Origin of the sequence: Candidatus Skiveiella danica, assembly GCF_022705245.1 — a bacterium.
Classification (GTDB): domain Bacteria; phylum Pseudomonadota; class Gammaproteobacteria; order Burkholderiales; family Burkholderiaceae_C; genus Skiveiella; species Skiveiella danica.
Genome location: NZ_JAKJEW010000107.1, coordinates 1 through 858 on the forward strand (window position 1 = coordinate 1; position 858 = coordinate 858).

General features: G+C 58.6%; 1 protein-coding gene. It reads right to left on the bottom strand.

Annotated features, from left to right (window positions below):
* The coding region (locus ACMUOY_RS20280; protein ID WP_413894531.1) for a restriction endonuclease subunit S at positions 1-771 on the bottom strand (771 nt) is incomplete at its 3' end.
* Positions 772-858: the final 87 nt, after the last annotated feature.

Consider the following 858-nt stretch of genomic DNA (forward strand, 5'->3'; position numbering starts at 1 on the left):
GGCTTCGAGCGCGTCGCACAGGCGCATCAGTTCTTCGACGCGGGTGACGATGCGGGATTGTTCGGCGAGGGGTGGCAGCGCAATCTTCAACGCGGCTGACTTGGCGAGATAGAGGCAAGGTTGAGCACTTTGTTTAACTTCGCCCCAAATCTCACGCTGCGTAGCTGGCGACATTAAATGGCACGCAAGGAAGTCTGGCATCACCCCGGATTGAGCGGGTCGAAGCACTGTCACACTTCGAACAAGGACCATCTCAACAGCTTCTCGCAAAACGCACAGTCGCCCGAGCGTGGCGCCAACAGACACCATTAAGACGTCACCCACGGCAGGTTTGCATCTTTGCCAGCACTTCTGAGCAATATCCAGCGGCACAAAATCCGTAACTCGGTAGTCCATGACCTCGTGGCGCACATTTTTGGCAGTAACCAATGGAATAGCGCTTTGGTCATCGCATCGCTGCGGAGTCGCATGTTCACCATCGGTAACCAAAGTGCAAATATCTGCGACCCTTGTCCAACACCAGCCGCGCGGGAGTTCGAACGGCTGTTCGTCCTCCGCAATCTCCGCCAGCGGCTTGTCCCGCCGGATCTTCCCCTCGGCGATCAGCCGGTCCTTCTCCGCCCGGATCTTCTTCAGCAGCTCTCTCGCCGGCTCGTCCTCCGGGTCTTGCGGCACCAGTTTGCCCTGCACAGCCAGGGTCAGGATCAGTTCACGCAGACGCGCCACGCCGCCGGGGGCGGTGGCCAACAGGTCTAAATTTGATAGCAACATGTGACCATTCAACGCTGGGAAGCCAGTGATTTGGCCAATATTTGCTTCAATTCGTCGCGCAGCGCCTGCGCCTCGCCCTGCAGGCGG